Raw genomic sequence first — 22,172 nt, forward strand, 5'->3', positions numbered from 1 at the left:
AACGCCCCGGATATCGGCCGGTGCGCGCGTCAGGTCAACTATTCCCGCGATTTCTGCGGCAGGCCATCGTCGATCGGGTAATAATCGCCCTTGTCCGCGACAAAGATATGGCCGCGCAAGGTCAGCCCGGTCGGCGCGTCGATCGCCCCCGCCGCCACCTCGATGACGTCGCTGCCCTCGCGCTGCCAGAACAGGGACGAGCCGCAGGTCGCGCAAAAGCCGCGCCGGGCGATGTCCGAGGCGCGATACCATGCCGGCGCGCCCCTGATCTCCAGCGATATGGGCAGGATGGCCGCCCAGTAATGCCCCGACCAGCGCCGGCACTGGCCGCAATGGCAGGCCTTGAGATCGTGGCCCGCATCGAAGGTGCCGCGAAAACTGATCGCACCGCACAGGCAATGGCCGGTAAAGGCGGTGATTTCGCCGGCTGTCATGGCTTTCCCTCCGCGCTGTCGGGAAAGTTCTGGATCAGATCGACAGCGCTGTCCAGCGGGCACGGCCAGGCGCGCCCGGCGGAAATTCTCAGCCGGCGACGCGCCAGTAGTTCATCGGCATCCGCAGCAGCGGGATCAGCACGAAGGCCGCCGCCAGCAGGCTGATCCCGGTGCGCAACTGGTTCAGAAGCGACCAGTTGCCCAGATCGTTCAGCCATGTGCCGCGACCGGGGCTGGCGAGCGTCGTCACGAGTTCGCCGTTGCCCGGCATGTTTCCGACCAGCGAAATCACCACGACGCCAAGCAGGTACAGCATGCAGCCGGTGAACAGCGGCTGCCAGCCCTCGCAGCGCGACATCAGCGCCAGGACGGCGGCCAGCACCGCCAGCACAAGCCCGCCCCAAAGGCCCAGCCCGTAGACCGGACTGTCCGCCAGCCGGCTCAGGGTCCGTATCGTCGTCATGCCCTCGGCATCCGAGAACGTCTGCATCCCCGGCATGACCGCGACCGAAAACGCAAAGAAGAAACCAGCCATCGCGGCAAACCACAGGCCGCACATAATCGGCAGAATACGCATACTCACACCCGCATAAGATAGACATGATGAAGGGAGGATGCGTAATGCGAGGCGGCACAACAGGTGGCCCGTCAGCTTACGCAGGATCACCCCTGATGAGTAGCATCCCTGACGATCTGCGGCAAACTGGCCAGCAGGATTCCGCCGCCTCCGGGTTTCCATCCAAGATTTCCAAGCTTTAGGCAGTCGGCGATGCGCAGCCCCGAGGCATCGGCCCGATTCGGAAGCGCGGTCCTGCAGCCGGTGAGTCGCGCCACCTCCTGCAACAGGTCGCGGCGGTCCAGCACCAGATCGCTGACATTGTAGCTGCCCGACATGGCGGGATCGTTCAGAACCAGCATCGCGGCGGCGCCCAGATCGGCGCCGTGAACCTCGGTCGCGACGGCGGGCGCGGGCGTCTCGCCGGCCAGAAATCCGGCGATCAGCCCGGCCCATTTCTGCGGCTGGCCGGGGCCATAGACGCCGGTCGGGCGCAGGCTGGCGGTGCGGAAACCGGCGCCGGCCATCGCCGCCAGGGCGGCTTCGGCATCCGCCTTGACGTTGCCGTAAAGCGTTGTCGGCAAAGGGGAAAGATCGTCGCTTAGCGTCGTTCCGGGCGGCTGGCCGTCATGCACCGCGCGCGAGGACAGAAAGATGACGCGGCCGACGCCGGCATCGCGCGCGGCCTGAAACAGCCGCAGCGAGCCGTCCAGATTGGCGCGGATAAAGGCCTTTGGGTCGTCCCCCTCGCCGCCGCGATAGCGGCCGGGAACATGCTGGAACGCGGCGTGGATCAGCGCCCCGCAGCCGCGCAGGTCGGGGGTATCGCCAAGCGTCCAGCCCGGGCGCGACAGCGCCACCACCTGATGCCCGGCCTGCTCGGCGGCCTGCCGGATCCAGCGGCCGACCAGACCCGAGCCTCCGGTCAGCGCGATCCGCATTTGCTTGTCACCTCATGCCTCGCCGGGCGCGGGCAGCGCCGCCAGATCGGGCACCGCATCGCCGCGGGCGTAGCTGTGCCACAGGTCGATCAGCACCCGAAGCTGATCGGCCTTGGCATGGTCCTGCCACGGTTTTTCATATTGGTAATGCAGCACGCGAATGTCCTGCCAGCGCCATAGCTGCGGCAGGTTGATCCAGACATATTGCAGCATATTGTCGAAAACCGGCAGCCCGTGCCAGTTCGGAAAATAGCTTTCCAGAAAGGTCTGATCGGTGCGCCGCCAGAACATGCCGGGTTGGTCCAGCCGGTCCAGCATCGCCTTGAATGTCGCCTCTGCCGGGCGCGCGGTGAACACGCCCGAATTCAGCCGGTGGAAATCATTCAGGCTTTCATAGACATTCGGCGCGGCGGAAAATTCGGGATAATCGAAAAGCCGGTCGATATTCTGCAAGGCCAGCGCATCGGCATCGATGAACACCGCGCGACGGTAATCCAGCTGCCACAGGCGCAGCTTGGCGAAATTGTCCAGCGGCGTGTGAAAGGGCGGCTTTTCGCCCTTGGTGAAGGGCGCCGCGCCATGCAGTTCGCGTTTCGCATGGGCCTGATTGAACGCATCCGAGGTGGGCAGCAGATCGACATGGACCAGCCGCGCGTCCAGCTGCCGCAGCGGCTCGAGCGCGTCGCCCGGCACATCCGTGTGCATGACCACCAGATCGGCCGTGGTCCCGGTGCGGCGCAGGGACCGCAGCAGCGCCGCGGCCCCGATGGCGTAATCGGCATTGGTGGCCAGCGTGACATAGGCGCGGTCGTCCCGCGCCGCCGTCTCGGCCCGGAGCCCGGTCAAGAAACCGACCGCAGCCGCTTGCCTTCAGGATCGTGCTCGACACGCTTGGCGATGTCCTTGGTCCAGGCGCTGACCGCCGGCACGCGCGAACGGTCGATCCGGTGGGCGTATTTTTTCGCCACCTCGACCACCTCGGTCAGCAACCCGTCGGCCAGGGTGATCGGCTCGAGCCCCAGGGCCAGGAACTGGTCGTTCCTGACGATCAGGTCGTTCTCATCGGCCTCCTTGCGGGGGTTGGGCAGATAGGCGACGCGGGCATCGGTCAGGCGCGCCACCAGTTCGGCCAGATCGCGCACCCGGTGGGTTTCGGTCATCTGGTTGAAGATGCGCACCCGCTCGCCCGCCTGCGGCGCGTCCCTTAGCGCCAGTTCGATGCAGCGCACCGAATCCTGGATATGGATAAAGGCGCGGGTCTGGCCGCCGGTGCCGTGCACGGTCAGCGGATGGCCGATCGCCGCCTGAATCAGGAAACGGTTCAGCACCGTGCCGTAATCGCCGTCATAATCGAAACGGTTGATCAGCTGTTCATGCCGGCGGGTCTGGTCGGTATGGGTGCCCCAGACGATGCCCTGATGCAGGTCGGTGATCCGCAGCCCGTCATTCTGGGCATAGAACTGGAACATGATCTGATCCAGGCTCTTGGTCATGTGATAGACCGATCCGGGCCGCGTGGGATACAGCACCTGCTGCTCGCGCGGGCCGTCGGGCGTTTCGATCTGGATGTCCAGATAGCCCTCGGGGATCGGCGCGCCGACCGAGGAATAGCCATAGACGCCCATCGTGCCCAGATGCACCAGATGCGCGTCGATGCCGGTTTCCACCAGCGCCGCCAGCAGGTTATGCGTGGCGTTGGTATTGTTGTTGACGGTATAGACCTTGTGGCGGTCGGTCTTCATCGAATAGGGCGCGGCGCGCTGCTCGGCGAAATGGATCACCGCATCGGGCCGCATCTCGGCCAGCCACGACTTCAGGCGCTCAAATTCCTCGGCCAGGTTCAGCAGGTGGAAATGGATCCGCTTGCCGGTTTCCTGATGCCAGATACGGCAGCGTTCCTGAATCGAATCCATCGGCGTCAGCGACTGGACGCCCAGTTCGGTATCGATCCAGCGGCGCGAGAGATTGTCGACGATATGGATGTCATGGCCCAGATTCGAAAGATGCAGGGCGGTCGGCCAACCTACGAAGCCGTCACCGCCAAGAACCGCAATGCGCATGAGCTACTCCTTGTGATGCGCGGCCGGGATGCGCCCGCAATATGTCACTATGATGACGATTTGATGATAGTTCTATGGCGCCCGGCGGCGAAAGGCAAAAAACTGTCGGAATCATTGCAGGATCGGCGGCTGCTGACTAAGAATTTTATATGATCTCGCAAAAGACGAAATATGCGATCAAGGCACTGGTCGCCCTGGCGGATGAGGTCGCCGGTGGCGGATCGGCACTGACGATCGAAGAGATCGCGCAACGCTCGGGCGCGCCCAAGCGCTTTTTGGAACATATCATGCTGGAGCTGCGCAACGCCGGCTATGTCGGGTCGCGGCGCGGCAGGACCGGCGGCTATGTGCTGATCGCCCGCACCAGCGATATCTCGATCGGTCAACTGTTACGGCAGGTCGACGGGCCGATCGCTCCGCTGCCCTGCCTGTCGCGGCATTCCTATCACCGCTGCGAGGATTGCAGCGACGAGGCGTCCTGCCGGCTGCGGCGCATGTTCGGACAGGTCTTCTGGTCCTATCTTCTGCTGATCGAATCGCTCACGCTCGAGGATCTGCTGGCCCAGGGCGAGCTACCCGAAATGGGTGTGGCCTGACGCCCCGGGGCGTGCCGCGCCGGCAAAGCGGCTTGACCCCGGGCGGATCGAATTGCACTTGTCTTTCCCAGACGATTTCATGCCATCATGGGGCGGCCGCCCCGGACAGGAAACAGCGCCAGTCACATCATGTCTGACACGACCCAGCCTCCGCAGCCCCGAAACCATCCGCTTGCCGGCGTCATCGGCTGGCCGATCGCCCATTCCCGGTCGCCCAGCCTGCACGGCCATTGGCTGCAGCGCTATGGAATCACGGGCTATTACGTGCCGCTGCCGGTCATGCCCGAGCATCTGGCCGAGGTGCTGCGCGTGATGCCGCGCATGGGCTTCGTCGGCGCCAATGTCACCATCCCGCACAAGGAAAGCGTGCTGGCGCTGGCCGATGTGGTCACCGACCGCGCGGCGCTGATCGGGGCTGCGAACACGCTGATCTTTCGCGCCGACGGCAAGATCCATGCCGACAATACCGATGGCTATGGCTTCATCGCCAATATCCGGCAGCACGCGCCCGACTGGCGGCCGGAACAGGGGCCGGCGGCCCTGATCGGCGCGGGCGGCGCGGCGCGGGCGGTGGTCGCCTCGCTTCTGGAAAGCGGCGTGCCCGAACTGCGCATCGCCAACCGCACCCGCATCCGGGCCGAGCAGATCAAGGCGGAATTCGGCGCCAAGCTGGTCGTCTATGACTGGGCCGAGGCCGGCAACATGATCGAGGGCGCGACCACGGTCGTCAACGCCACCTCGATGGGGATGGAGGGCAAGCCGCCCCTGCGCGTGCCGCTGGATGCGCTGTCGCCCGGCACGCTTGCCACCGATCTGGTCTATACGCCGCTGATTACCCCGTTTCTGGCCGAGGCGCAGGCGCGCGGCTGCCAGATCGTCGACGGGCTTGGCATGCTGCTGCACCAGGCCGCGCCGGGCTTCGAGCGCTGGTTCGGCCAGCGTCCCGAAGTCGATGCGGCGCTGCGCGAGGTCCTGTTGGCATGAGCTATCTGCTGGGCCTGACCGGCGGCATCGGCATGGGCAAATCGACCGCCGCGCAGATGTTTCGCGATCTGGGCCACCCGGTCTGGGACGCGGATGCGGCGGTGCACAGCCTTTACGCGCCCGGCGGCGCGGCGGTCGCGCCGGTAGCGCGCGCCTTTCCCGGCGCGCTTAGGGACGGCGCCATCGACCGCGCGGCGCTCCGCGTGGAACTGGCGGCCGATCCGTCGGGTTTTACCCGGCTCGAGGCCATCGTGCATCCGCTGGTCGCCGCCGACCGCGCCGGTTTCACCGCGCGCCACAAGGACACGCCGATCGTCGTTCTGGACATTCCGCTGCTCTACGAGAACGGCTATGAGACGCAGATGGACGGGGTGGCGGTCGTCTCGGCCCCGGCGGATATCCAGCGCGCGCGGGTCATGTCGCGCCCCGGCATGACCGAGGCGAATTTCCAGATGATCCTGTCGCGCCAGATGCCCGACGCGGAAAAGCGCGAACGCGCCGACTGGATCATCCCCTCGGTCACGCTGGAGGGCGCGCGGGCGGCGATCATGGACATCTGCGCCCGGATCATGGCAGGAAAAGCGGATGCGTGAGATCGTTCTTGATACCGAAACCACCGGCTTCGACCCCGAAACCGGCGACCGCATCGTCGAGATCGGCGCGGTCGAGCTGGTCAACCACCTCCCGACCGGCGAAACCTATCACGTCTATATCAACCCCGAGCGTCCGATGCCGCAAGAGGCCTTCGAGGTGCACGGGCTGGGCGACGATTTCCTGCGTGACAAGCCGAAATTCGCGGAAATCGCGCAGGGTTTCGTCGATTTCATCGGCGCGGATGCGAAACTGGTGATCCATAACGCCCAGTTCGACATGAAATTCCTCAATGCCGAGCTCAAGCGGGCCGGACATGCGGTCATGCCCCATAGCCGCGCGGTCGATACGCTGGAAATCGCGCGCCGGAAATTTCCCGGCGCGCAGAACTCGCTCGATGCGCTATGCCGGCGCTTTCGTATCGACAACTCGAACCGGACGCTGCACGGCGCGCTGCTGGACAGCGAATTGCTGGCCGAGGTCTATCTTGCGCTGATGGGCGGACGCCAGCCGGGACTGGTTCTGGAAACCGGCGCCGCGGCCGGCGATTCCAGCGATGGCGCGGGCGGCGCCGAGGCTCCGCGCGGCCCGCGCCCGCGTGTTCTGGCCCCGCGCCTGACCGATGCCGAGGCCGATGCCCATGCGGCATTCGTTGCAAAAATGGGCGACAAGGCGGTCTGGCTTCGTTACAGAACGGACAAGGCCTAGACACCGCCGGAGCCGGCGCAGGATGAAGATCGGCCCGGGCAGACAGGCAAGGACGGAGACAGCTGGTGATCCGCGATCTTTGGCAGTTCGTGCAGGCGATATTCGATCGGATGGACAAGATCCACATGAGCCTGATCGCGGCGGGCGTGGCCTTTTACGCCATGTTCGCGGTCTTTCCGGGGCTTGCGGCGCTGTTCGCGCTATGGGGGCTGTGGCTCGACCCGGCCCTGATCGAAGAATATGTCCATACCACCGACGAATTCATCCCCGAGGGCGCCGCGCAGATCATCTACAGCCAGATCAATTCGCTGATCGCGGCGGGGCGGACACAGCTGGGCTGGACGACGGTGATTTCCTTTCTGATCGCGACAATCGCGGCGCGGCAGGGCGTGGGCGGGCTGATTCAGGGGCTGAACGCGGCCCATGGCGTGCGCTCGCATTCCACCATCACCGGCTTTGTTCTGGCCTATGTGCTGACGCTGGTCATCGTCGGCGTGATCGTGCTGGGGCTGGCGACGATCATCGTGGTGCCCATTGCCTTTGCCTATCTGCCCGGATCGCCGCTGCGCGACTGGCTGCTGGGCCGGTTGCCATGGATGGCGATCTTTTTCATCGTGCTGGTGGTGATCGGGATCATCTACCGCTTTGGCCCGAACGTGAAAACGCCGCGCACCGCGATCTTTACCTGGGGGGCGCTGTTCGCGGCGCTGGCCTGGGCGGCCGTGTCCTATGGCTTCTCGGCCTATCTGGGCAGCTTCAACAGCTATAACCGCATCTATGGCTCGATCGGGGCGGTGGTGGCGCTGCTGATGTGGTTCTTTCTGGGCGGGTTTTCAGTGATGCTGGGGGCGCTGATCAACCTGGAACTGGCCCGCCGCCGCCGCTTTATCGCCGCGCGCAAACTGCGACAGGCGGCCAGAGAAGGATCGCCGGGGGAATGACGGCCGGCCCTGCGCGAAACCGCTCAGCCCGGCAATTCGCCGCTGAGCACATAGCGCAGGATGGCCACCACCTGTTCGGGCTGTTCGACCACCGCGAGTGCCGCGGCATCCACCTCTTTCAGGGCATGGGCGTGGTCGGGGCCGTGCAGCACGACCAGCGACTTGCCAAGCGCGGCGGCGTAGCCGGCGTCGAACGCGGCATTCCACTGCTTGTATTGATCGCCAAAGCGGACCACCACGATATCGGCATCGGCAATGCCCTTGCGCGTGCGGATGGCGTTGAGCTGCGCGCCCTTGCGGTCGTGCCAGAACTTGGACTCCTCGGCCCCCATGATCGCCACGCCGCAATCGTCGCTGGCCGCATGGTCGGTCACCGGGCCGGTAAAGGCGACGTCCAGCCCGCTTGCGCCCTCGACGATGCGTTCGCGCCAGTCGGTGTGGATCTCGCCGGAAAGATAGACGTTCAGCATGGCTCGCCCTGTCGTTGAAGCTGTCATTCGGGGGCGGGTATAGCGCGCGGCGGCGCGATTGTCACGGCGACCGGCCCCGGCTAGTGCTGCGCCCCCGGCCGCGCGGCCGAGGTCAGCACCACCCGCGCCGGCTCGGAGCCGTCGCTGCGCGCCTGGATGCGGTCGACCGTGAAACGCAGCCTCAGCAGAAAGCGGCTCTCGTCGGATTCCTGCGTGGCCTCGCCCTCAAGCTGGGTGGCGAAAGCCTCGATCAGCTGGCTGCCGAGGCCGGTGCTCTCGACCTCGGGGGCGGCGCCCGAGACGGAGTTCTCGACCTCGAGCAGCGCCTTGCCCGGCCCGTCGCCGCGCAGCGTCACGCGAACCCAGGGCCGGGCCCCGGCATCCGGGGCGCCGGAATATTTCAGCGCATTGGTAAAGGCCTCATTGGCCAGCAATGTCAGCGGCACCGCCTGATCGGGCATCAGTTCCAGCGGCTCCAGCCGCGTCTCGACGCGCAGCCCGGTCCCCGGCCCGACCGAGGCGGCGGCCATCTGGCTGATGATATCGCCGATCAGCCGGTCGGCATGAACCGAATCCAGATGCTCGGCCTGATACAGGTTGCGATAGATCGCCGCCAGCGAGGCGACGCGATCCTGCACCGAGCGCAGCACCCGTTTCGCATCCGCATGGTCGATCACCCGGATCTGCATGTTGATGATCGAGGCGATAAGCTGGAGGTTGTTCTTGACCCGGTGATGAACCTCTTTCAAAAGCACGGTCTTTTCGTTGACGGCGGCCTCCATCGCCTCTTCGTCGCGGATCAGGATGCGGGCCATGTTGTGAAAGGTCTGGCTCATGTCGCCGATCTCGGCGGGGGCATCGACCAGCACCGGCGGCGGGGCCGAGCGGTCGCCGATGGCAAAGCGGCGCATCTGGCCGCGCAGCTCGCGGATATGGCGCAGCACCAGCCGATAGACCGCGAAATAGGCCACCGCGAGCGAGGCCGCCCACAGGATCAGCGGCAGGAACAGCGCCGTGCGCCGGGTCAGGTCGATGCCGGTGATGCCGCTTTCGGCGCGGTTCCAGGAGCCGAGCGCATAGACCAGGCCCGGCACCACCGGCACCACGCTGAACACCCGCCGCTCGCCGGAATTGGAGATGTCGCGAAATGTCGTCTCGCTGCGCGCCAGCAGCGCCGGCAGCGACTGGCCGCGCGGCAGCAGGTGGTCGATATCCTCGGCGCTGTCGCTGTCCGAGGACAGGATCTGGCCCTGATTGTTGAAGGTCAGGATGCGCGCGCCCTCGGTATCCAGCCCCGAGACATGCGCCGAACGCAGCAGGTCCTGCGTCATCGCCACGCCGATATAGCCCAGCAGATCGACGCCCCGATACAGCGGCTGGATCACCGCCACCACCGCGCGGTCGGTCACCAGCCCGTCCATGCTGGTGGTGACCAGAGTACCCGGATTTTCGGAGAACTGCCGAAAGGCCGAATTCCGCGTCATGTCATGCACGCCGGGAACCGAGGAACATTCCGTCACCCCGTCGAGCCGCGTGAAACCGGCATAGCTGAAATTCACCGTGCGCTGGACAAGGGCGCGCATGATGTCGGAACAGGCCTTGGGATTGTTCATCGTCTCAAGCACGGCCGGACCCAGCGCATCCGCCGTGCCCAGCGCGCCCTGCAGCAGCGCGCGTTCGCCCGCCGCGGCCGTCGCCGTGCGGCCCAGCAGCGCGATTTCCGACGAGCGGTCGTATTCGCGCGACAGGTGCAGCGTCTGGATGACGGAAATCAGGCCGATGGGCAGGATCGCCACCGACAGCAGGCCGCCCAGACGAAAGCCCAGCCCCTTGGAAAATTCGCTTCGATCCAGCCATCGCCGCAGCACCACGGCATTCCCCTTAGCGCATGGTGGGGGCGTTCTGCGCCATGACGGCCAATGTCGCGCGATCGGTCATCTCGAGCTCTTCGCCATCCTCCAGATGCAACAGGACCGCCAGGCGGCGGCGGCCGCGATTGGCGCGCGACTTGACCGTGCCGACGGCGACGCCGGTCATCTCGGCCGCTTCCTCGTAGGAAAAGCCCGAGGCACCGACAAGGATCAGCGCCTCGCGCTGCTCATCGGGCAGCTTCTCGAAGGCGACGCGAAAGTCGTTCAGCGCCAGCCGGCCGTCATGCTCGGGCCGGGTGGCCTGACGGGCGGCATGGATGCCGTCGGTATCGCTGACCTCGCGGCGGACCTTGCGGCGCGCCGAATAGAAGGTGTTGCGCAGGATGGTGAACAGCCACGCCCGCAGGTTGGTGCCCGGCTCGAACTTGTCGATATGGGTCCATGCCTTGACGATCGTGTCCTGAACCAGGTCGTCGGCCGCGGAACCTTCGCGGGTCAGCGAAAGGGCGAATGCGCGCAGGGCGGGCAGGTGCTCGACCAGTTCGTCCCGGGGATCTCCATGTGCACCGGGGCGGGCGCCTGGCGCCGTTTTGCGATCGGTCATGCAGTTCACTCCTGCTCGCGCAGCTTGTCGAGTAATTGCAGGAAGCGGTCGGGAATCTGCTGGGTGGTATCCTGCTCGTACACCCGGCGCAGATTCTCGTCGATCTGCTTTTCGATAGCGGCTCTCCTTTGGTCTTCCCGCCTTGTGTTCATTTTATAGTTATTCCTGAAAACTTGTGCGCACCTTGCCTAACGGCTACCAATCCGGTCAAGTTCCGTCAGATGACGTTTTTCGGAGTCAACCATGACAGCAGCAGATCATCTCGTGCGCTCGATCAGCCGCGAGCTGCCCTATCTGCGCCGCTATGCGCGCGCGCTGACCGGCAGCCAGGCCGTCGGCGACAATTATGCCGCCGCCACGCTGGAGGCCATCCTCTCGGACCGCAGCCTGATCGAGGGCGAGGATACCCGGATCGCCTTGTTCCGCACCTTTCACGCGATCTGGCAAAGTTCGGGGCAGCCGGTCGAGATCGAGGAACAGAACCTGCGCGAGGCCCGCGCCCAGGCCCATCTGCGCAAGCTGACGCCGAATTCGCGCGAGGCGCTGCTGCTGCGCACGATCGAGGAACTGCGCTACGACCAGATCGCGACGGTGATGCAATGCCCGCAATCCGAGGCCGAGGAACTGGTCCAGATCGCGCTGGACGAGATGAGCCAGGCGGTCGCCGGCAAGATCATGGTGATCGAGGATGAAACCATCATCGCCATGGATCTGAAGGGCATCGTGACCGATCTTGGCCATGAGGTGACCGGCATCGCGCGCACCCATGCGGCGGCGCTGGAACTGGCGCGGGAAACCCGGCCCGACATGATCCTGGCCGATATCCAGCTTGCCGACGGATCCTCGGGGATCGACGCGGTGAACGAATTGCTGGCGGATCTGGGCGACCTGCCGGTGATCTTCATCACCGCCTTCCCCGAGCGCCTGCTGACCGGCGACCGGCCCGAACCCGCGTTCCTGATCTCGAAACCCTATTCCGAGGAACAGGTGCGTTCGGCGGTCAGCCAGGCGATGTTCTTCGCCTCGACCGAGGGAATGGCGGTTTCCTAAGCGATCCCGCCCCTGAATCTGAAAGGTTTCGGGTCAGATCTGAAACCTTGCCGATCAGCCCGCCTGTCGCGCCAGCGACAGGCACGCGTCCGCCCACCCGGGCAGACGCTCACCACTCAGCATAAACGCCTTACAGCGCGGCAACCGCCTGTTTCGCCTGCGCATATTCATCGGCCAGCCGGTCGATCAGCGCCTGCGCGGGCGCGATTTCATGCACCGCGCCGATGCCTTGGCCGCAGCCCCAGATCTGGCTCCAGGCCTTGGGCTTTGCCCCGTGGAAATCCATCGAGGACGGGTCGGCCTTTTCCAGATTGTCCGGGTCAAGCCCGGCATTGCGGATCGACGGCGCGAGGTAATTCCCCGACACGCCGGTGAACAGCGACGAGGTCACGATATCCATGGCGCCGCTTTCGACGATCATCCGCTTGTATTCGGGCTGGGCATTGGCCTCGTTCGTGGCGATGAAGGGGCTGCCGATATAGGCCAGATCGGCCCCCATCACCTGCGCCGCCAGAACCGCCCGGCCGGTCGAGATCGCCCCCGACAAAAGCAGCGGCCCGTCGAACCAGTCGCGAATCTCCTGGATCAGGGCAAAGGGCGATTGCGGGCCGGCATGGCCGCCGGCGCCGGCGGCCACCGCGATCAGCCCGTCAGCGCCCTTGTCGATGGCCTTTTTCGCAAAGACATTGTTGATGATGTCGTGCAGCACGATGCCGCCGCAATCATGCGCGGCGGCGTTCACCTCGGGGCGGGCGCCAAGGCTGGTGATCCAGATCGGCACCTTGTGGCGATGGCAGATTTCGATGTCGCGCTCGAGCCGCGCATTGCTGCGATGCACGATCTGGTTGACCGCGAAGGGCGCGGCCGGGCGGTCCGGGTTCGCCTGATTGTGCCGGTCCAGTTCCTCGCTGATGCGGGTCAGCCAGGCCTCGAGCAGGGGCGGCTCGCCATCCTTTTCGCGCGCGTTCAGCGCCGGAAAGCTGCCCACGATCCCGGCCTTGCATTGCGCAATGACCAGCTCCGGCCCCGAGACGATGAACATCGGCGAGCCGATGACGGGAATCCGCAGATTGGCAAGAATGGGCGGCAGCATGGGTTTTCCTCCGGTCTGGTGGCGCTAAATTGCACCGCCGGCACCGTGCTGCCAACACTTCCGTCGCGTCCCGTCAGTAGGGCCAGGGGTGATCGCGGTGGAATTGCGAGATCCGCGCCAGCGCCTCGTCGGTCAGCCGCAGGTTCAGCCCGGCCAGCAGATGATCGAGCTGCGGCGAGCTGGTCGCGCCGATGATCGGGATCACCGGAAACGGCCGCTGCCGGGTAAAGGCGATGGCGGCATGGATCGGGTCCAGCCGCAACTCGGCCGCCAGCTTGTGCCAGGCCGTCACCGCCTCTTCGGCGCGGCGCGTGCGGCGACCGCCGATATTGCCCTGACCGCCAGCGGCGCGATCGACGGCGGCGCGGCTGCCGGGGGGTTCGGCCCCGCGCAGATACTTGCCGGTCAGGAGCCCGCCCGCCAGCGGCGAATAGGCCAGAAGCACCACATTTTCGTTCACGCCCAGCTCGGCCAGGTCGGTATCGTATTGGCGGTAAAGCACGGAATATTCGTTCTGGATGCTGACCACGCGCGGCGCGCCCAGACGCATCGCGGTGTCGATCCAGCGCGCCGTGCCCCAGGCGGATTCGTTGGACAGGCCAAAGGCGCGGATCTTGCCCGCCCGGTGCGCCTCGTCGATCGCGCCCAGCACATCAGCCATGTGCTCCAGCGTCCGCGCGCTGTCCTGATGCGAGGGATCGTAATTCCAGTTCTGCCGGAACGCATAGCTGCCACGGACCGGCCAGTGCAACTGATACAGGTCGATGTAATCGGTCTTCAGCCGGCGCAGCGAATCCTCGATCGTGCGGCGAATGATCTGGCCGTCATAACCCTCGCGCCGGACGGTATCGCCGGGGCCCGAGACCTTGGTGGCGATCCGGATGCCGTCGCGGCCGCCGCGCGCCGACAGCCAGTCGCCGACGATTTCCTCGCTGCGGCCGACGGTTTCGCGGCGCACCGGATTGACCGGATACATTTCCGCCGTGTCCAGAAATGTGATCCCGGCATCAAGCGCCTTGTCCATCTGCCGGTTGGCATCGCCGACCCCGGTCTGATTGCCGAAGGTCATGGTGCCAAGGCAGATATCGCTGACCGAAACGCCGCTATCCCCAAGCGTCATGCTTTGCATCACTGTCCTTTCCCGGCGGCCGGCCCGCCGTTCGATGCCTGTACCGTCCCGTTCATATCGCCGACCGCGTCCGGGGTGAACAGGCCGATCCGGGGGGAATTGATGCGACGAAGATCGCGGCAACGCAAGATCGGCGCGCAAGTCTGATGACAAATGATGAGGAAAGCCCGCAACGCCGCGATCCGGGGCGCCGCGAGGGCGCCCCGGCTGTCATTGCGGCAAGGGCAGATCAGACTTCGACCGAGACGGCGCCGATCGGGTTGGAACAGCAGGCCAGGATATAGCCTTCCTCGATATCCTCATCCGAGATGCCGCCGTTATGGACCATATGCACCTCGCCCGAGGTCTTGCGGATCTTGCAGGTGCCGCACAGGCCGAAGGTGCAGCCCGAGGGGATGTTCAGCCCGTTCGCCTTGGCCACCGCCAGCACGGTGTCGGTTTCGTGGCATTTCGCCGTCACGCCCGAGCTGGCAAAGGTGATCTCGGCCCTTGTGTCCTCGTCGGGGATGACATCGTCCAGAACCGGGGCCTCGGCCTCGGTGCGGATCGGGGCGCCAAAGCTTTCCTGGTGGTAGTGGTCCATGTCATAGCCAAGCGCGATCAGCATGTCGCGCACGGCCTGCATGAAGGGCTCGGGGCCGCAGCAGAACACTTCGCGTTCCAGATAATCCGGCGCCATCAGGCCCAGCATGATCTGGCTGAGCCGGCCCTGATAGCCGTGCCAGGTGCGAAAGGGATCGCCCTCCTCGACGGTAAAGCGCAGCTGCAGGCCGGGAACGCGGTCGGCCATCCCCTCGAGCCGCTGGCGGAAGATGATTTCCCGGGGCGATCTGGCGGCATGCACGAAAACGATATCGGGCATCTCGCCCGAATCCCAGGCCCAGGTGGTCATCGACATCATCGGCGTGATGCCCGACCCGGCCGAGATGAACAGGTATTTCGGCGCCTCGTGCTCGACGAAGCTGAAGATGCCGGCCGGGCCGTAACCCCTGATCCGCATGCCGGGCCGCAGATGGTCCAGCATCCAGCGCGTGCCGATACTGTCCGCCTGCGCCTTGACCGTGACCGAGATCGACAGCGGCCGCGAGGGGCTGGAGCTGATCGTATAGGTCCGCTGCACATTGCCGCCCGGCACCGGCAGGTCCAGGGTGATGAACTGGCCGGGCTTGTAGTCGAACCAGGCGCCGGAAGGCGCGCGAAAGGTGAAGGTGGCGGTGTCCGAGGTTTCGGGCACCACCATCGCGCATTCCAGCAATTCGTCGTCGCGCCAGGGCCGGTCGCCGAACGCCTTGATCAGAACCGCCATTATTCCGCAGCCATCGCGGGACGCGGGGACAGGCGATCCTGCATCGTGCGCACATACCAGTCGATGAAATGGATCACGCCCTCTTCCTGGCTGGGGGAATAGGGGCCGGGCTCATAGGCGGGGGACTTGATGCCCTTCTGGTTTTCCTCGACCACGCGGCGGTCCTCGTCATTGGTGTTGAGCCAGACCTCGGTCAGGGCCTTGAGGTCGTAATCCTGCCCCTCGACCGCGTCCTTGTGAACCAGCCATTTGCTGGTCACCTCGGTCTGGGTGGGCGAGATCGGCAGCAGCCGGAAGACGATCGCGTGATCGGGCAGGAAATGGTTCCAGCTGGACGGGAAGTGATAGAACATCAGGCTGCCCGCGTCGTTCCACGGGATATTGCCCATGCGCCGGTTCACCGCCGCCCTGGTGGACATGGTAAAGCTTTCGGCATTGTTCAGCAGCGGCACGCGGGCGAAACGCCATTGCATGCCGGGATCGTTCACGAAACGCGCCGGCAGGCCCGCCTTGTCGCAGCGGTCCCAATGCGACAGGATCTCGGACGAGGCGGCATTCGGCCCCTCCATCACCGTCATCAGCGGATTGTCGGAATAGCTGCGGCACAGCGAAGGGTGGTTGCCGCCGCAGTGATAGCATTCGCGGTTGTTTTCGATCACCAGCTTCCAGTTGCCCTGTTCGACGATGGTCGAGGTAAAGGCAACCTTGGCATTCGACAGGTCGCTAGCGCCGACGTAATCCTGCAGGAATCCGCCCAGACGCTGGAATTCCGGCGGGTTCTCGGCCAGGCAGATGAACACCATGCCGCCATCGCTGCGGCAATGCACCGGCTTCAGGCTGAATTGCGAGGCGTCGAAATCGGTGCCCATGTCGCGCGCGAACAAAAGCCGGCCGTCAAGATCATAGGTCCACTGGTGATAGGGGCAGACCAGCTTGGGCGAGGTGCCGTTTTCCTTGGGGCACAGCTTCTGGCCGCGATGGCGGCAGACATTGTGAAACGCGCGGATCTGGCCATCGGCGCCGCGCACGATCAGGATCGGGTATTCGCCGACCTGCAGCGTCGCGTGATTGCCGGTCTTGGGGATGTCGCAGGCCGGAATGGCGAACAGCCATTCGCGGTACCAGATGTTATCAAGATCGGCCTGATAGACGCCCTGGTCGCAGTAAAGATCGTGGCTGAGGGAAAAATCCTTGGGCCGCTGCGCGAGCTGGTTCAGAATTTCGCTAGTGTTCAGCATGGCTGTGTTCCGGTGGCTGGTGGATGTCGGGCTGTCTCCAGAATTGCAGTGTTTGACGCGGCGCAACTCTTCAAATGCGACCCTTCCGTGACGCTTTCGGACACCATCCCTCACGCCGGCGCGAGTTCGCGGCGGAACCGGGCCGGATCAAGGCTGTTGTCTTAGCTGGCTGGCAAAGTCTAACCTGCTGCCGGAAGAACCAAGCAAGGGGAGTATCCATGTTCACGAAACGCATTCTCGGCGTCGCCGCCGCCATCGCGGTCACCGTCGGCGGCTTTGCCACCGCGCAGGAAATGAATTTTTTCCGCATTGGCACGGGCGGCACGGCGGGAACCTATTATCCGATCGGCGGGCTGCTGGCGAACGCGATCTCGGCGCCGCCGGGTTCTCGCGCCTGCGAGGATGGCGGCTCCTGCGGGGTGCCCGGGCTGGTCGCCTCGGCGCTGGCCTCGAACGGCTCGGTCGCCAATGTGAACGCGATCGAGGGCGGCACGCTGGAATCCGGCTTCGTGCAGGGTGACGTCGCCAGCTGGGCCTATTCCGGCACCGGCATCTGGGACGGCAAGCCGGCGGCCGAAAAGCTGCGCGCCATCGCCAACCTCTACCCGGAATCGATCCATCTGGTCGCCAGCAAGGGTTCGGGCATCGCCTCGGTCGCCGATCTCAAGGGCAAGCGCGTCTCGCTGGACGAGCCGGGCTCGGGCACGCTGGTCGATGCGCAGATCATCCTGCAGGGGGCCGGCCTGTCGGAAAGCGACATCAGCGCCGAATATCTGAAGCCCGACCAGGCCGCCGACCGGATGAAGGACGGCGCCATGGATGCGTTCTTTTTCGTCGGCGGCTTTCCGGCCGGCGCCATCGCCGAACTGGCCAGCCAGCACGAGGTCAACATCATTCCCATCGACGGCGAACTGGCCGGCAAGATCACCGGCGAATACAAGTTCTTCGCCGATGACGTGATCCCGGCGGGCACCTATGAGGGGCAAGACGCCGATGTCAACACCATCTCGGTCGGGGCGCAGTGGATCACCTCGGCCGATCAGCCCGAAGAGCTGATCTACGGCATCACCAAGGCCTTGTGGAACGAAAACACCCGCAAGCAGCTTGATGCCGGCCATGCCAAGGGCAAGGCGATCACCACCGATGGCGCGCTGGACGGCATCGGCGTGCCGCTGCATCCGGGCGCCGAGCGCTTCTACAAGGAAGCCGGGCTTCTGCAATAAGACCGGAAACGAAGGGCGCGGATCATCCTCCGCGCCCTTTTCTCCAGCAGGGACAAAAGAATGAGCGATAAGAACAGGCCCGAGCATTACGACGAAGAAGACCTTCTGACCGCCGATCAGCTGCAGGAAATCGAAGAGAAATACGACCCCGAGCTGCGATTCAGGGACCTGCTGCGGCCGGTGGCCATTCTGGCCGGCGCCGTGCTGTTCCTGCTGTCGGTCTATCACTATTACACGGCGGGCTTCGGCATTCCGCAGGCGGTGGTCCATCGCGGCCTGCATATGGCGGTGACGCTGTTTCTGGTCTTTCTGTCATTTTCCGCCTTTGGCCGGAGCGAGATCGCGCGCGGGCCGCTGGCCTTTCTGGGTCTGCCGCTGGGCGACTGGGTGCTGGCCTTCGCCGGCGCCATCGCAGCGCTCTATGTGCCCTGGATCTATGACCAGCTGGCCTTTCGCGTCGGCAATCCGCTGCCCGTCGACATCATCATGGGAACGATCCTGATCGTCGTCCTGCTGGAAGCGGTGCGCCGCTCGATGGGCTGGCCGCTGCCGGTGATCGCCTGCCTGTTCATCGCCTATGCCTATTTCGGGCGTTACATGCCCGGCATATTCGTCCATCCCGGCGCCAGCTGGTCCAATATCGTCAACCATCTGTACCTGACCAGCCAGGGCATCTACGGCACCGCATTGGGGGTGATCGCCACCTATGTGTTCCATTTCGTGCTGTTCGGCGTCATGGCGACGCGGATCGGGCTGGGGCAGCTGTTCATCGACCTGGCGAGTGCGCTGGCCGGCCGTTATGCGGGCGGCCCGGCCAAGGTTTCGGTGCTCTCCTCGGCGCTGCTGGGGTCGATCTCGGGCTCGTCCATCGCCAATACGGTGACGACCGGGGCTCTGACCATCCCGGCCATGATCCGGGTCGGCTATCCGCGGCATTTCTCGGCCGCGGTCGAGGCGGCGTCCTCGACCGGCGGGCAGATCACCCCGCCGGTGATGGGGGCGGTGGCCTTCCTGATGATCGAATATCTGGGCCTGCCGCTGACCACCATCCTGACCGCCGCGCTGGTGCCGGCCTTCATGCATTTCTTCGGCGTGCTGGTGCAGGTTCATCTCGAGGCGCGCCGGCTGGGTCTGCGCGGCCTGCATCCCAGCGAATTGCCCAACGCCTGGAAGGTGTTCAAGGCCGGCTGGCTGTCCGTGGCGCCGCTTCTGGTGCTGATCGCCGTGCTGCTGTCGGGGCGCACGCCCTTTGCCGCCGCCTTCTGGTCGATCACCGTCAGCATCGGCGTGCTGATCATCCAGGAAGTCACCGCGCGCGGCCTTGTCGACGGGCTCAAGGGCACCGCGCATGGCATCTATGAAGGGTTCGTCCTGGGCGCCAAGCAATCCCTGTCGGTCACCGCCGCCGCCGCCCTGGTCGGCGTGGTGATCGGCGTCGTCACGCTGACCGGCGTCGGGTTCAAGATCGCCTATATGGTCACCGGGCTGGCCGCCGGCTGGGCGGAATCGGTCTATGGCGTGCTGGGCTTTCTGCCCTTCGAGGTGATGAGCGTGGCCAACTGGACGCTGCTTTTCACGCTGCTGCTGACCGCCGTGGTCTGCGTGCTGATGGGCTGCGGCATCCCGACCACCGCGAACTATATCATCATGGTCGCGGTCGCGGCGCCGATTCTCGGGCTGCTGGGGGTGCAGGACATCGTCGCGCATTTCTTCGTCTTCTATTACGGCGTGCTGGCGGATGTAACACCGCCGGTCGCGCTCGCGGCCTATGCCGCGGCGGGGATCGCGAATGCCAATGCCTTCAATGCCGGGAACACGGCGTTCCGGCTGTCCATGGGCAAGGCGCTGGTGCCCTTTGTCTTTGCCTTCCAGCCGGCGCTGCTGCTGGTGACCGACAATTTCACCTGGACCGCCTTTGCCCTGGCTGCCGGCGGCGCGGTTCTGGGGATCTGGTCGCTGTCCTCGGCCATTACCGGCTGGCTCTTCGCGCCCTTGTGGCGGATCGAGCGTCTGGCGCTGGTCATCGCGGCAATCCTGCTGGTCGCGCCGAATCTGGCCGCAACGCTGATCGGGGTGGCGATCGTGGCGCCGATCGCCGCCCGCCAGCTGATCGCCGGGAAAAGCGCGACCGTATAAACCTGTGGATAACAGGCTGCGACTCGGGGGGTGGAATCTGTGGGGATTCCGCCCCCTTTCCTTGCCTGTGGATCAGAGCCGTGAACGGGTCGCGAACGCCGGTCGATTTTCCACATGTCCACAATCGCCGGCAATCCATCCACAGGCCGTGGAAAAGATCGCCGGACACACAACGCTCCACAGGGTTCAATTTCGCAACCATATGGATTATCGTGCTGAATCCCGCCTGTGGGTGAATTTCCACAGCTTATCCAGTGCAACGAAAACTGTGGAGAATTTTGCCGAAACGCGCTTTTCCCGTCATCCACAGGCCCTACAACAACAACATCTTTCTTTATCTTTTCTTATATTTTAATGAGAAACCCGTCCGCCGAAGGTGCCCATGACCGATCTCCTGTCCCTGGCTTATCCCTGGGTGAAATCCCTGCATGTCATGGCCGTCATCTCGTGGATGGCCGGGCTGTTCTATCTGCCAAGACTGTTCGTCTATCATGCCGAGCGGGGCCAGGCGGCGGGTGAGCCGGCCGGCTCGTTCCAGGTCATGGAAGACAAGCTTTTGCGGGTCATCATGAACCCGGCGATGATCGTGACCTGGCTTGCCGGTCTGGCGCTGGTGCTGACGCCCGGAATCGTCGATTGGGGCGCAATCTGGCCGTGGAGCAAGGCGGCGGCCGTGCTGGCCATGACATGGTTTCACATGTGGCTGGCAGCGCAGCGCCGGGCCTTGCTGCGCGGGCAGGGGCTGAGTGGCCGGCATTACCGGATGATGAACGAGGTGCCGACGCTGTTGATGGTGGTGATCGTGCTGTCGGTGATCGTCAGGTTCTAGGATTTCCCGGCCCGGATTGACTCCTGACCGATTAGTCCCTATGTGATTCCGGCCCGCCGTCCGGCGAGGTTTTTTCCTTTACAGTTTCCCACGCGCACCGGTCCGCCGAGGCGGTGCGTCGATAAGGCCCGAGCATGAGCGAAGAACGTCTTAACCTGTCCGATCTGAAAGCCAAGAGCCCGGCCGACCTGCTGTCCATGGCCGAGGAATGGGAGGTCGAGAACGCCTCGACCATGCGCAAGGGCGAGATGATGTTCTCGCTGCTCAAGGAACATGCCGAGGATGGCTGGGACATCGGTGGCGATGGCGTGCTCGAGGTCGTGCAGGACGGTTTCGGCTTTCTGCGCTCGACCGAGGCGAACTATCTGCCGGGTCCCGACGATATCTATGTCAGCCCCGAGATGATCCGCCAGCACAGCCTGCGCACCGGCGACACGGTCGAGGGCGTCATCCGTGCGCCCGGCGAGAACGAGCGCTATTTCGCGCTGACCAAGGTCGAGCAGATCAATTTCACCGAGCCGGAAAAGGCGCGGCACAAGGTGGCGTTCGACAACCTGACGCCGCTTTACCCGAATGAACGCCTGAACATGGAAATCGAGGATCCGACCATCAAGGATCGCTCGGCGCGGATCATCGATCTGGTGGCGCCGATTGGCAAGGGCCAGCGCTCGCTGATCGTGGCACCGCCGCGCACCGGCAAGACCGTGCTCTTGCAGAACATCGCCCATTCGATCGAGCGGAACCACCCGGAATGCTATCTGATCGTGCTGCTGATCGACGAACGCCCCGAAGAGGTGACGGATATGCAGCGCTCGGTCAAGGGCGAGGTGATTTCCTCGACCTTTGACGAACCGGCCAGCCGCCATGTCGCCGTCTCGGAAATGGTGATCGAGAAAGCAAAGCGTCTGGTCGAGCATAAACGAGATGTGGTAATCCTTTTGGATTCAATCACAAGACTTGGTAGGGCCTTCAACACCGTGGTGCCCAGCTCGGGCAAGGTGCTGACGGGCGGTGTGGATGCCAATGCCCTTCAGCGGCCGAAGCGCTTTTTCGGTGCCGCGCGGAATATCGAAGAGGGTGGCTCGCTGACCATTATCGCGACGGCGCTGATCGATACCGGCTCGCGCATGGATGAGGTGATCTTTGAAGAGTTCAAGGGCACCGGTAATAGCGAGATCGTGCTGGATCGCAAGGTGGCCGACAAGCGGGTTTTCCCGGCCATGGACATTCTGAAATCCGGCACCCGGAAAGAAGAGCTTCTGGTCGATGCCAAGGATCTGCAAAAGACCTATCTGCTGCGGCGGATCCTGAACCCGATGGGCACGACCGACGCGATCGAGTTCCTGTTGTCCAAGCTGAAACAGACCAAGACGAATTCGGAATTCTTCGATTCCATGAACGCCTGATGGCGC

23 protein-coding genes are annotated in these 22,172 nt (G+C 64.6%); 10 read left to right on the forward strand and 13 right to left on the reverse strand.

Going from position 1 to position 22,172, the window contains the following annotated elements; all coding sequences use genetic code 11:
* Nucleotides 1-38 precede the first annotated feature (38 nt).
* From IT41_RS05585 to IT41_RS05605, 5 genes are all read right to left on the reverse strand, one after another.
* Nucleotides 39-434: a GFA family protein gene (locus tag IT41_RS05585; protein ID WP_036739290.1), complete on the reverse strand. Its 396-nt coding sequence runs from the start codon at nucleotides 432-434 to the stop codon at nucleotides 39-41.
* 88 nt (nucleotides 435-522) lie between these two features.
* A complete protein-coding gene (locus tag IT41_RS05590) occupies nucleotides 523-969 on the reverse strand; it encodes an anthrone oxygenase family protein (protein ID WP_175496394.1) in 447 nt (148 codons plus the stop codon).
* 128 nt (nucleotides 970-1,097) lie between these two features.
* Nucleotides 1,098-1,931: an NAD-dependent epimerase/dehydratase family protein gene (locus tag IT41_RS05595; RefSeq protein WP_036739292.1), complete on the reverse strand. Its 834-nt coding sequence runs from the start codon at nucleotides 1,929-1,931 to the stop codon at nucleotides 1,098-1,100.
* Between the two features lie 12 nt (nucleotides 1,932-1,943).
* Nucleotides 1,944-2,777, reverse strand: a complete 834-nt coding sequence (locus tag IT41_RS05600) for a glycosyltransferase (RefSeq protein WP_036739293.1) — start codon at nucleotides 2,775-2,777, stop codon at nucleotides 1,944-1,946.
* On the reverse strand, nucleotides 2,774-3,991 hold the full coding sequence (locus IT41_RS05605; protein WP_036739294.1) for an NAD-dependent epimerase/dehydratase family protein: 1,218 nt from the start codon (nucleotides 3,989-3,991) through the stop codon (nucleotides 2,774-2,776). Before IT41_RS05605 ends, IT41_RS05600 begins: the two co-directional genes overlap by 4 nt.
* Nucleotides 3,992-4,140: 149 nt before the next feature.
* Here IT41_RS05605 and IT41_RS05610 point away from each other — a divergent pair, with 149 nt between their 5' ends.
* The 5 genes from IT41_RS05610 to IT41_RS05630 all read left to right on the forward strand — a co-directional run bounded on the left by IT41_RS05610 (nucleotide 4,141) and on the right by IT41_RS05630 (nucleotide 7,811).
* The gene (locus IT41_RS05610; protein ID WP_036739295.1) at nucleotides 4,141-4,587 is read left to right on the forward strand and encodes an RrF2 family transcriptional regulator; all 447 of its coding nucleotides are present in this window, start codon (nucleotides 4,141-4,143) and stop codon (nucleotides 4,585-4,587) included.
* A 129-nt stretch (nucleotides 4,588-4,716) separates the two neighbouring features.
* Nucleotides 4,717-5,571 (forward strand): shikimate dehydrogenase, encoded by an 855-nt coding sequence (locus IT41_RS05615; RefSeq protein WP_036739386.1) that lies wholly within the window; start codon nucleotides 4,717-4,719, stop codon nucleotides 5,569-5,571.
* A complete protein-coding gene (coaE, locus tag IT41_RS05620; protein ID WP_036739296.1) occupies nucleotides 5,568-6,164 on the forward strand; it encodes a dephospho-CoA kinase in 597 nt (198 codons plus the stop codon). The genes IT41_RS05615 and coaE overlap by 4 nt, the downstream gene beginning before the upstream one ends.
* Nucleotides 6,157-6,870, forward strand: a complete 714-nt coding sequence (gene dnaQ / locus IT41_RS05625; RefSeq protein WP_036739297.1) for a DNA polymerase III subunit epsilon — start codon at nucleotides 6,157-6,159, stop codon at nucleotides 6,868-6,870. Before coaE ends, dnaQ begins: the two co-directional genes overlap by 8 nt.
* Nucleotides 6,871-6,935: 65 nt before the next feature.
* Nucleotides 6,936-7,811 (forward strand): YihY/virulence factor BrkB family protein, encoded by an 876-nt coding sequence (locus IT41_RS05630; protein WP_036739298.1) that lies wholly within the window; start codon nucleotides 6,936-6,938, stop codon nucleotides 7,809-7,811.
* Between the two features lie 23 nt (nucleotides 7,812-7,834).
* On the opposite strand, the gene IT41_RS05635 is transcribed toward IT41_RS05630, so the two are convergent.
* The 4 genes from IT41_RS05635 to IT41_RS05650 all read right to left on the reverse strand — a co-directional run bounded on the left by IT41_RS05635 (nucleotide 7,835) and on the right by IT41_RS05650 (nucleotide 10,908).
* Nucleotides 7,835-8,281 (reverse strand): YtoQ family protein, encoded by a 447-nt coding sequence (locus IT41_RS05635; RefSeq protein WP_036739299.1) that lies wholly within the window; start codon nucleotides 8,279-8,281, stop codon nucleotides 7,835-7,837.
* A gap of 80 nt (nucleotides 8,282-8,361) precedes the next feature.
* The gene (locus tag IT41_RS05640) at nucleotides 8,362-10,152 is read right to left on the reverse strand and encodes a sensor histidine kinase (RefSeq protein WP_231564695.1); all 1,791 of its coding nucleotides are present in this window, start codon (nucleotides 10,150-10,152) and stop codon (nucleotides 8,362-8,364) included.
* Between the two features lie 10 nt (nucleotides 10,153-10,162).
* Nucleotides 10,163-10,756: an RNA polymerase sigma factor gene (locus IT41_RS05645; RefSeq protein WP_036739300.1), complete on the reverse strand. Its 594-nt coding sequence runs from the start codon at nucleotides 10,754-10,756 to the stop codon at nucleotides 10,163-10,165.
* Nucleotides 10,757-10,761: 5 nt separating this feature from the next.
* Nucleotides 10,762-10,908 (reverse strand): NepR family anti-sigma factor, encoded by a 147-nt coding sequence (locus IT41_RS05650; protein WP_036739301.1) that lies wholly within the window; start codon nucleotides 10,906-10,908, stop codon nucleotides 10,762-10,764.
* Between the two features lie 91 nt (nucleotides 10,909-10,999).
* Between IT41_RS05650 and IT41_RS05655 the strand changes: the two genes are divergently transcribed.
* Nucleotides 11,000-11,806, forward strand: coding sequence for a response regulator (locus IT41_RS05655; RefSeq protein ID WP_036739304.1), 807 nt, complete (start codon nucleotides 11,000-11,002; stop codon nucleotides 11,804-11,806).
* A 130-nt stretch (nucleotides 11,807-11,936) separates the two neighbouring features.
* On the opposite strand, the gene IT41_RS05660 is transcribed toward IT41_RS05655, so the two are convergent.
* The 4 genes from IT41_RS05660 to IT41_RS05675 all read right to left on the reverse strand — a co-directional run bounded on the left by IT41_RS05660 (nucleotide 11,937) and on the right by IT41_RS05675 (nucleotide 16,572).
* Complete coding sequence (locus IT41_RS05660; protein ID WP_036739305.1) at nucleotides 11,937-12,899, reverse strand: NAD(P)H-dependent flavin oxidoreductase; 963 nt, start codon at nucleotides 12,897-12,899, stop codon at nucleotides 11,937-11,939.
* A gap of 73 nt (nucleotides 12,900-12,972) precedes the next feature.
* Entirely contained in the window at nucleotides 12,973-14,028 is a 1,056-nt protein-coding gene (locus IT41_RS05665; protein WP_036739306.1) for an aldo/keto reductase, read from the reverse strand.
* Nucleotides 14,029-14,257: 229 nt separating this feature from the next.
* Nucleotides 14,258-15,334: an FAD-binding oxidoreductase gene (locus IT41_RS05670; RefSeq protein WP_052081289.1), complete on the reverse strand. Its 1,077-nt coding sequence runs from the start codon at nucleotides 15,332-15,334 to the stop codon at nucleotides 14,258-14,260.
* Nucleotides 15,334-16,572 carry an aromatic ring-hydroxylating oxygenase subunit alpha gene (locus IT41_RS05675; RefSeq protein ID WP_036739307.1) on the reverse strand — a complete coding sequence of 413 codons (1,239 nt, stop codon included), beginning with the start codon at nucleotides 16,570-16,572 and terminating at the stop codon, nucleotides 15,334-15,336. Before IT41_RS05675 ends, IT41_RS05670 begins: the two co-directional genes overlap by 1 nt.
* A 218-nt stretch (nucleotides 16,573-16,790) precedes the next feature.
* Between IT41_RS05675 and IT41_RS05680 the strand changes: the two genes are divergently transcribed.
* The 4 genes from IT41_RS05680 to rho all read left to right on the forward strand — a co-directional run bounded on the left by IT41_RS05680 (nucleotide 16,791) and on the right by rho (nucleotide 22,166).
* Nucleotides 16,791-17,795 carry a TAXI family TRAP transporter solute-binding subunit gene (locus IT41_RS05680; protein ID WP_036739308.1) on the forward strand — a complete coding sequence of 335 codons (1,005 nt, stop codon included), beginning with the start codon at nucleotides 16,791-16,793 and terminating at the stop codon, nucleotides 17,793-17,795.
* 60 nt (nucleotides 17,796-17,855) lie between these two features.
* A complete protein-coding gene (locus IT41_RS05685; RefSeq protein ID WP_052081290.1) occupies nucleotides 17,856-19,931 on the forward strand; it encodes a TRAP transporter permease in 2,076 nt (691 codons plus the stop codon).
* 382 nt (nucleotides 19,932-20,313) lie between these two features.
* The gene (gene hemJ, locus IT41_RS05690) at nucleotides 20,314-20,760 is read left to right on the forward strand and encodes a protoporphyrinogen oxidase HemJ (protein ID WP_036739309.1); all 447 of its coding nucleotides are present in this window, start codon (nucleotides 20,314-20,316) and stop codon (nucleotides 20,758-20,760) included.
* A gap of 134 nt (nucleotides 20,761-20,894) precedes the next feature.
* Nucleotides 20,895-22,166, forward strand: coding sequence for a transcription termination factor Rho (rho, locus tag IT41_RS05695; protein ID WP_036739310.1), 1,272 nt, complete (start codon nucleotides 20,895-20,897; stop codon nucleotides 22,164-22,166).
* The last annotated feature ends 6 nt before the right edge of the window (nucleotides 22,167-22,172 follow it).

Source organism: Paracoccus halophilus (genome assembly GCF_000763905.1).
GTDB classification, from domain to species: domain Bacteria; phylum Pseudomonadota; class Alphaproteobacteria; order Rhodobacterales; family Rhodobacteraceae; genus Paracoccus; species Paracoccus halophilus.

Excerpts from the sequence above, each read along its gene's own strand:
- IT41_RS05685 (WP_052081290.1), top strand. The coding sequence starts at position 17,856 with ATGAGCGATAAGAACAGGCCCGAGCATTACGACGAAGAAGACCTTCTG.
- IT41_RS05610 (WP_036739295.1), top strand. The coding sequence starts at position 4,141 with ATGATCTCGCAAAAGACGAAATATGCGATCAAGGCACTGGTCGCCCTG.
- IT41_RS05650 (WP_036739301.1), bottom strand. The coding sequence starts at position 10,908 with ATGAACACAAGGCGGGAAGACCAAAGGAGAGCCGCTATCGAAAAGCAG.
- dnaQ (WP_036739297.1), top strand. The coding sequence starts at position 6,157 with ATGCGTGAGATCGTTCTTGATACCGAAACCACCGGCTTCGACCCCGAA.
- IT41_RS05670 (WP_052081289.1), bottom strand. The coding sequence starts at position 15,334 with ATGGCGGTTCTGATCAAGGCGTTCGGCGACCGGCCCTGGCGCGACGAC.
- IT41_RS05635 (WP_036739299.1), bottom strand. The coding sequence starts at position 8,281 with ATGCTGAACGTCTATCTTTCCGGCGAGATCCACACCGACTGGCGCGAA.
- IT41_RS05675 (WP_036739307.1), bottom strand. The coding sequence starts at position 16,572 with ATGCTGAACACTAGCGAAATTCTGAACCAGCTCGCGCAGCGGCCCAAG.
- IT41_RS05680 (WP_036739308.1), top strand. The coding sequence starts at position 16,791 with ATGTTCACGAAACGCATTCTCGGCGTCGCCGCCGCCATCGCGGTCACC.
- IT41_RS05660 (WP_036739305.1), bottom strand. The coding sequence starts at position 12,899 with ATGCTGCCGCCCATTCTTGCCAATCTGCGGATTCCCGTCATCGGCTCG.
- IT41_RS05605 (WP_036739294.1), bottom strand. The coding sequence starts at position 3,991 with ATGCGCATTGCGGTTCTTGGCGGTGACGGCTTCGTAGGTTGGCCGACC.
- coaE (WP_036739296.1), top strand. The coding sequence starts at position 5,568 with ATGAGCTATCTGCTGGGCCTGACCGGCGGCATCGGCATGGGCAAATCG.
- IT41_RS05615 (WP_036739386.1), top strand. The coding sequence starts at position 4,717 with ATGTCTGACACGACCCAGCCTCCGCAGCCCCGAAACCATCCGCTTGCC.
- IT41_RS05585 (WP_036739290.1), bottom strand. The coding sequence starts at position 434 with ATGACAGCCGGCGAAATCACCGCCTTTACCGGCCATTGCCTGTGCGGT.
- IT41_RS05595 (WP_036739292.1), bottom strand. The coding sequence starts at position 1,931 with ATGCGGATCGCGCTGACCGGAGGCTCGGGTCTGGTCGGCCGCTGGATC.
- IT41_RS05590 (WP_175496394.1), bottom strand. The coding sequence starts at position 969 with ATGGCTGGTTTCTTCTTTGCGTTTTCGGTCGCGGTCATGCCGGGGATG.
- hemJ (WP_036739309.1), top strand. The coding sequence starts at position 20,314 with ATGACCGATCTCCTGTCCCTGGCTTATCCCTGGGTGAAATCCCTGCAT.
- IT41_RS05655 (WP_036739304.1), top strand. The coding sequence starts at position 11,000 with ATGACAGCAGCAGATCATCTCGTGCGCTCGATCAGCCGCGAGCTGCCC.
- IT41_RS05645 (WP_036739300.1), bottom strand. The coding sequence starts at position 10,756 with ATGACCGATCGCAAAACGGCGCCAGGCGCCCGCCCCGGTGCACATGGA.
- rho (WP_036739310.1), top strand. The coding sequence starts at position 20,895 with ATGAGCGAAGAACGTCTTAACCTGTCCGATCTGAAAGCCAAGAGCCCG.
- IT41_RS05665 (WP_036739306.1), bottom strand. The coding sequence starts at position 14,028 with ATGCAAAGCATGACGCTTGGGGATAGCGGCGTTTCGGTCAGCGATATC.